This is a genomic window from Micromonospora sp. NPDC005215, from assembly GCF_040607915.1.
Classification (GTDB): Bacteria; Actinomycetota; Actinomycetes; order Mycobacteriales; family Micromonosporaceae; genus Micromonospora.
This window is the reverse complement of record NZ_JBEXHQ010000096.1, coordinates 1-7,012: the sequence shown is the minus strand read 5'-3', so window position 1 is coordinate 7,012 and position 7,012 is coordinate 1. Positions and strand designations below refer to the sequence as shown.

The 7,012-nt window shown below is 72.7% G+C and carries 7 protein-coding genes; 1 reads left to right on the top strand and 6 read right to left on the bottom strand.

Annotation, left to right across the window (positions count from 1 at the left end):
- Window positions 1-109: 109 nt before the first annotated feature.
- From ABZU25_RS34160 to ABZU25_RS34135, 6 genes are all read right to left on the bottom strand, one after another.
- Window positions 110-901, bottom strand: a complete 792-nt coding sequence (locus ABZU25_RS34160) for a maleylpyruvate isomerase family mycothiol-dependent enzyme (RefSeq protein ID WP_355033493.1) — start codon at window positions 899-901, stop codon at window positions 110-112.
- 109 nt (window positions 902-1,010) lie between these two features.
- Window positions 1,011-2,504, bottom strand: coding sequence for an MFS transporter (locus tag ABZU25_RS34155; protein ID WP_355033492.1), 1,494 nt, complete (start codon window positions 2,502-2,504; stop codon window positions 1,011-1,013).
- Window positions 2,505-2,537: 33 nt separating this feature from the next.
- Entirely contained in the window at window positions 2,538-3,167 is a 630-nt protein-coding gene (locus ABZU25_RS34150) for a TetR/AcrR family transcriptional regulator (protein ID WP_355033491.1), read from the bottom strand.
- 138 nt (window positions 3,168-3,305) lie between these two features.
- The gene (locus ABZU25_RS34145) at window positions 3,306-4,214 is read right to left on the bottom strand and encodes a Gmad2 immunoglobulin-like domain-containing protein (protein ID WP_355033490.1); all 909 of its coding nucleotides are present in this window, start codon (window positions 4,212-4,214) and stop codon (window positions 3,306-3,308) included.
- The gene (locus ABZU25_RS34140) at window positions 4,211-5,659 is read right to left on the bottom strand and encodes a HAMP domain-containing sensor histidine kinase (protein WP_355033489.1); all 1,449 of its coding nucleotides are present in this window, start codon (window positions 5,657-5,659) and stop codon (window positions 4,211-4,213) included. The genes ABZU25_RS34145 and ABZU25_RS34140 overlap by 4 nt, the downstream gene beginning before the upstream one ends.
- Window positions 5,660-5,673: 14 nt before the next feature.
- Window positions 5,674-6,354 (bottom strand): response regulator transcription factor, encoded by a 681-nt coding sequence (locus ABZU25_RS34135; protein WP_355033488.1) that lies wholly within the window; start codon window positions 6,352-6,354, stop codon window positions 5,674-5,676.
- Window positions 6,355-6,520: 166 nt separating this feature from the next.
- On the opposite strand from ABZU25_RS34135, the gene ABZU25_RS34130 reads away from it, so the two are divergent.
- Window positions 6,521-6,862, top strand: coding sequence for an L-rhamnose mutarotase (locus tag ABZU25_RS34130; RefSeq protein ID WP_355033487.1), 342 nt, complete (start codon window positions 6,521-6,523; stop codon window positions 6,860-6,862).
- Window positions 6,863-7,012: the final 150 nt, after the last annotated feature.

Sequence of the window (7,012 nt, the reverse complement as noted above, 5' to 3'; positions counted from 1 at the left end):
ACCTTTATAATACACTTCAAACACAACATTCTCCCCCCACCCCCCCTTCCTCCTTTCTTTGGGGCCCCGGGGGGGGGGGGCCCCCCCCCCCCCCCCCCCACGGCGGCGATCAGAAGCCGGCGAAGACCCGACGCAGGTCGTCGAGGCTCACCGCGCCGGTCGCCCGCACCCCCTCCGGAGTGTGCGCGGGCCCGAGCCGGCCGAACGCCAGGCGTAGCCACGCCTCGGCGGGGGCCACCAGCTCACCGTCGGGCTGCTCCGGCGCGTCGACAAGCTCGACCTTCTCGCCCAGCCGCAGCCCGAACGTCCGCTCCGGCGCGTGCAGCCGAACCAGCACCGTGGCCTGCCGATCGGCCTGCTCCTGCGGCCGGCTGATCCAGCCCAGCATGCCGCCGACCAGGTCGAGCAGCAGCGGCACCGCCTCCGGCGTCACCGCCGCGAACGGGTTGAACGCCACCTCGACGTCCCACTGGTGCAGGGCGAACTCGTTGAGCCGCAGCCGGCCCGCGGTGGCCACGTCGACCGGCGCCGGCAGGAAGCCGAGGTCGATCCGGAGCGAGGCCCGGGTCTCGGCGTCCAGCGACTCGTACGCCTCGACGAGCCGCTCGTTGGCGGCGAGGAAACCGGCGGCGTGCTCGGCCGGGGCCATCGCGTCCCAGCGCGCCCAGACGCCGGGGTTGAAGTCCCCGTCCAGGGCGGGCGCGCCGGTGCGGGCGGCCTCCAGCGTCGCCAGGCCGATCTCGGCGCCGCTGCCCAGGTGGCTCAGCACCTGGGACACCTGCCACTCGCTGGCACCCGACGGACGGAGCAGGTCGTCTTCCTTGAGGTCCCGCACGAGCGCGGCGAGTTCCTCGTGGCCCGCGCGCAGAGCCGTGATGACGTGGTCAGCAGGGGTCGACATGGATCTCCTCAAACGGATTTTCGACGATGGTCGGGACGGTACCCGACGTGGCCGCCGACCGGTCCACCCCACTGTCGGAGCGGTCCGGCTGGCGGCCACGTCGGTCAGCTCAGCCCATGTGCACGGCGCCGCCGGTCGGGACGTCCTCCTTGCGCACCCGCACCAGGACCAGGGTGGCCAGGCCGGCGAGCACGATCAGCGCCGCGCCCCAGGCGAACGCCACCCGGTAGCCGTGCACCAGGGCGTCGACCTGGGTGACCGGGTTCGGGGCACGGCCGACCAGGTAGGCGGCGACCGCGCTGGTGTAGAAGGTGTTCAGCAGCGCGGTGCCCAGCGAGCCACCGATCTGCTGGGTGGCGTTGAGCGTCGCGCTCGCCGCCCCGGCGTCGTGCTCCGGCACCCCGACCAGGGCGAGGCTGGACAGCGGGACGAAGGTGAAGCCCAGCCCCAGGCCCAGGATGACCTGGGCGGGCAGCAGGTGGGTGAGGAACGAGGTGTCCGCGTCGATCTGGGTCAGCACCAGCATGCCCAGGGCGGCCAGCACGGCGCCGGCGACCATCAGCGGCTTGGCGCCCAGTCGCGGCATCAGCTGGCTGGCGCCACCGGCGGCGATCAGCACACCGGCGGTGACCGGCAGCGAGGCGAGACCCGCCTCCAGGGGCTTGTACTGCAACACCACCTGGAAGTAGAAGGTCAGGAAGAGGAACGCCCCGAACAGGCCGGCGCCGATCAGCGTCGAGGTGAGGAACGCCCCACCCCGGTTGCGGTCCAGCACGATCCGCAGCGGCAGCAGCGGGTGGCTGGAGCGCAGCTCGATCACCACGAAGGCGGCGAGCAGCACCACGCCCGCGGCGATGAAACCGAGCGTCGCGGTGGCGTCCCAGCCGTCCTCGGCGGCCTTGGTGAAGCCGTACACCAGGGAGACCAGGCCGGCGGTCACCACGATCGCGCCCGGCACGTCGTAGCGGGTGTTGCCGTGTGCCCGGCTCTCCGGCACCAGCGGGAGCGCGAACGCGATCGCGATCGCGGCGACCGGGATGTTGACAAGCAGGCACCAGCGCCAGTCGGCGTACTCCGTGAGCACCCCGCCGAGCAGCAGACCGACCGCCGACCCGCCGCCGGCGATCGCGCCGTACACCGCGAAGGCCTTGGCCCGCTCGGTGGCCTCGGTGAACAGCACGGTGAGCAGCGCGAGCGCGGCCGGGGCGAGCAGCGCGCCGAAGGCGCCCTGCAACGCGCGGGCGGCGAAGAGCATCCCGCCGGTGGTGGCCAGGCCGCCCAGCGCGGAGGCGAGCGCGAAGCCGGTCATGCCGACGATGAACGTGCGCTTGCGGCCCCAGTAGTCGGCGATCCGGCCGCCGAGCAGCAGCAGCCCGCCGAAGGCCAGCGTGTAGGCGGTGATCACCCACTGTCGGTTCGCGTCGGTGATGCCCAGGTCGGCCTGCGCCTGCGGCAGTGCGATGTTCACGATTGTGGCGTCCAGGACGACCATCAGCTGCGAGACCGCGATGACCGCCAGGGCGATCCAGCGCCGCGGGTGCGGCGCCCTTGTCGACGCCCCGGCGCCGGGTGCGCCGGGTGCGGTCGAGGTGGTTCCGGGCATGGTGAAGCCTTCCGTGTTGCGGATGTCGGTGGGTCAGGCCTGGGACGGGCGGTCGGGCTGGTAGCGGAGTACCGGGATCAGCACCTGGTCGACGACCTGGGTGAGGAACGCGTCGTCGGCGGGTAGACCGTGCGCGACGAGGCGGGACATGGTGAGCGCGGGCGCGAGATCGTGGAACAACTCCCGTTCGCCGGCCTCCGGCGGGATCTCCCCGCGGGCGGCGGCCCGCACCAGGATGGCGGTGCTGGCCACCCGTCCGGCCGGCAGCACCTGGTGGCGTACCAGGCGTTCCAGCTCGGGGTTGGTCCGCATGGCGAAGGTCAGCGCCTGCATCAGGTCGCAGTCGGCCACGCAGATCGCGGCCGTGGCGCGCAGCAGCTCGATCAGGTCGCCGCGCAGGCTGCCGGTGTCGGGCGGGTTGTGCACACCCACGTGCCGGTCGCGCAGGGCGGCGACGACGAGTTCGGCCTTGCCGTCCCAGCGTCGGTAGATGGTGGCCTTGCTGACGTGGGCACGGGCGGCGACGCCGTCGATGGTCATCCGGTCGAACCCGACCTCGCGCAGCAGGTCGATGACCACGGCGAAGAGGTCGCTGACGGTGCACCGGGGGACCCGGGCCGCCGGGACCCCGGCACCCGCTCCCACCTGCTGACCACCAAGCATCCCCGTACCCCCCGCGAAACGATGTCGTACTGACACTAGTTCCGAAATGGTGAAGGTGCAGGGTTTCGTGAGTTGCGTCGCACTGAGCTAGCGAAACGGACGCGTTTCCACCAGGGGTCCGGCGGGTGAACCCGGTGGTCAGCCGACGGGGGCGAGGACCACCGGCACGGCCATCGTGTTGATCCGGGTGCCGTCGCGGGCGGACACCTCGTACACCTCGACAGTGCCCTTCTGCTCCCGGACCGTGCGCCAGCCGACCACCACCCGGTACCCGCCCCGGCAGCCGCTGCCGCAACTGGCCGTGCCGAACCCGGCGGCCACCTCCCGGCCGGCGGCGTCCAGCACGCGGACGCTCACCGTGGCCTCGAACACGTCGGCGGTGCCGGTGACGACGAGCGGGGCGGAGACGCGGTCACCCGGGGCCGGGCCGCTGACCACTATCGGCGGCAGCAGGTCCGCGTAGTCCGTCCGGTCGACAGGTGCGGCGCCGTCGACGCGGACCTGCCGCACGGTGGGGAACTGGGTGAGCGTCCAGACCACCTGCGCCTCGCGCAGCCGTCGCTGCGCCCGGTCGTCGGCGGACGGGACCCGCAGCGTCGCCATGCCGTCGGTGATCCGGGTGACCTCGAGACCGGCCGGGACGAGGGTCCGCAGCCCGGTGGCGGACTCCGCCCGCGTGGGTCCGGCGGCCAGTTCGGTGAGCGCCAGCCGGGATGTCGCCACGGTGGCCGGCCGGGTCCGCCTGGTCGGTACGAGTTGCTCGGCGCGGACGAACCACAGCTCGACCGTCACGGTGTCCCGGGTGGTGGTGCTGGCCGACGCGGGCGGGGGTGCCGTGGCTGCCGGTGGTGGCTCCGACGGCGGATCCGGAGCCGGGCGTTCGGTCGGTGCGGCACTCGACGGTGCGCCGCTCGACGCCGTAGCGCTCGACGGTGCGGCGGTGGGCGCCGGACCGAGCACACCCGAGCGCGGGGCGCCGCAACCGCTGAGCAGCAACGCGGCGGCGAGCACCGGCGCGATCGCCCCGGCGACACCGTGCCGGCTCATCTCGCACCGTCCGCCGCCGTCGCGGCCCCGGTGTGCCGCTGCGCGCCGTCGTCGCGCTGCGGCTCGACCCGAGCGGAGGTCGGCAGCTCCAAGCGGAAACAGGTGCCGGAGTCAGGTCCGCTGCGCACGCTCAGCACCCCGCGGAGCAGCGCCGTGTGCTCCCACGCGATGGCCAGCCCGAGGCCACTACCCGGTGCGGAACGGGACGGGTCGACCTTGTGGAATCGGTCGAACACGCGGGACAGGTGCTCCGCCGGGATGCCCGGCCCCTGGTCGCTGACCTCGAAGACGACAAGCGGGCCGGAACCGGTCACGGCGGCCCGGATCTCTCCGCCGCCGTGCTCGATCGCATTGCTGACCAGGTTGGCCAGCACGCGCTCCAGCCGACGTGGGTCGGTGTGCAGCGGGACCGGGTCTCCGTCGACAAGCACCCGATCCGACCAGCCACGGGTGGCGACGATTCCGCGCAGCAGCGCCAACGCGTCGACGGGCCGCAGGGCCAACCGCTCCCGCCCGGCGTCCAGCTGGGAGATCTCCATCAGGTCCTCGACCAGCCGGCGCAGCCGGACCACGTCGCCGACCAGCAACCGGGCGGCTGGCCGGGCCTCGTCGGGCACCTGGTCGAGGTGCTCGCGCAGCAGCGACGCCGCGGCCACCAGCGCGGTCACCGGGGTACGCAGCTCGTGCGCGACGTCGGCGGTGAACCGCCGCTCGCGGGCCTGCGCGGCCGACAGCGCGACGATCTTCGACTCCAGCGCCTCGGCCATCTCGTTGAACGACGCGGCCCAGGCGCTGAACTCGTCGCGCCCGCGGACCGGCAGGCGGGTGGCGAGCAGACCCTCGGTGAGCGCCTGAGCGGCCCGACTGGCTCGGCCCACCGGCTCCAACGTGCGCCGGGCCAGCGCGTGACCAACCCCGGCCGCGAGCAGCACCACGAGGACCCAGCCAGCCAGCAGCGCGGTGCGCAGCTGGCCCAGGTCGGTGGCGACGTCGTCCTCCACGGTGAGCACGTACAGCTCGGCGGTCGAGCCGGGAACCCGGCCGCCGACCACCAGCAGCCGAGGGCGTTCCGCCGGCGCGCTGCGCTGGTAGCCGAGTTGCCCGCCCGCGACGGTGGCCCGCAACCGGGTGCCCAGCACTGGGGCGTACGCGGGGTGCGAGGGGCGGCTCGGGCCGTCGACGAGCACAACGTGCCGACCGCTGGCCTCGAAACTGGTGAGCAGCTCCGTGCTGCGTTGCTCGGTCAGCGGGACGAACTGCCCGGCGAGGACGAGCTGGTAGCGGGCGTCGGCGGCCGCCTCGTGCAGCGACGCGTCCCACCAGCTCTGTCGTAGCAGTAGCCCGGTCCCGCCGGCGAGTAGTCCCGCCGAGACCCCGGCGACCAGGACGAACGCGATGGTCAGCCGGCGCCGCAGGCGGCCCGGAGTCACCGCGTGTCCGGCCATCGCAGACTCTCCCGTCAGCCCGTGGACAACTTGTAGCCGGCGCCGCGCACGGTACGGACCAGCCGTGGCTGCGCGGGATCGTCCTCGATCTTGGCGCGCAGCCGCTGCACCGCCACGTCGACAAGTCGGGAGTCGCCGAGGAAGCCGTGGTTCCAGACCAGGTCCAGCAGCAGCTCCCGGGTGAAGACCTGACCGGGTCGGCGGGCCAGTTCCAGCAACAGGCGGAACTCGGTGGCGGTCAGCGCCACCTCCCGGCCGTGCCGCCGGACCACGAAGCCGCCCGGGTCGATGACCAGGCCGCCGACCTCGATGACGCTCGACGCGACCGGCGCGCTCACCCGGCGCAGCACCGAGCGGACCCGGGCCACCAACTCGGGCAGGTCGAAGGGCTTACGCAGGTAGTCGTCCGCGCCGCACTCCAACCCGACCACCACGTCGATCGTGTCGGTGCGCGCGGTCAGCATCAGGATCGGCACCTGGCTGGTGCGCCGGATCTCGCGACAGACCTCCAGGCCGTCCAGGCCGGGCAGCATGACGTCGAGCACGATCACGTCGACCGGGTGGGCTCGCCACGCCGCGAGGGCGTGCCGCCCGTCGACGGCGGTGTCGACCCGGAAGCCGGCGCGGCGCAGACCGAGGGCGGTGACCTCCCGGATCGAGGCGTCGTCCTCGACCACCAGCACGCGGCCCTCCATTATCCGAGGGTAGACCCAAGGCCACTGTGCGTAGTCCTGGCAAAACGGTCGACATCGACGGCCGGCTGGCCCCCTGCCCGGCACCCTCCACCCGCTACGGTCAGGTGCCTTCGGCACCCCTGAACCAGCTCACACGAAAGGGCACGACGTGAAACGTCATGGCTGCGTGATCCGACTCCGCCCGGAGCAGCGGGAAACCTACCTGCGGTTGCACGCCGTCGTCTGGCCGAGCGTCGAGAAGACGCTGCGCGAGGCGAATTTCCGCAACTACACCATCTTCCTGCACGACGACCTGCTCTTCGGCTACTACGAGTACGTCGGCGACGACTACGAGGCCGACCTGCGGCTGATCGGCGCGGACCCGCAGACGCAGGAGTGGTGGAAGCTGACCGACCCGTGTCAGGAGTCGATCGCCGAGCCCGGCTCGGGGGACTGGTGGGCCCCGATGCGCGAGGTCTGGCACCTGGCCGACGAGGCGCCCGACCAGGCCGAGACGAGTAATTCCTAACCCTGGCGCGGGCTGTGGCCGGCGGCAGGCGGTGACCCTCGGTCACCTCGGTGAGGGCGGATGCGGTAGTGAGCGGTATACCTCAGAGTCATATTCATACCTCTGAGGTATACCGCCCACAGCACATGGCGGGCAGCCGCAGTGGCTGCC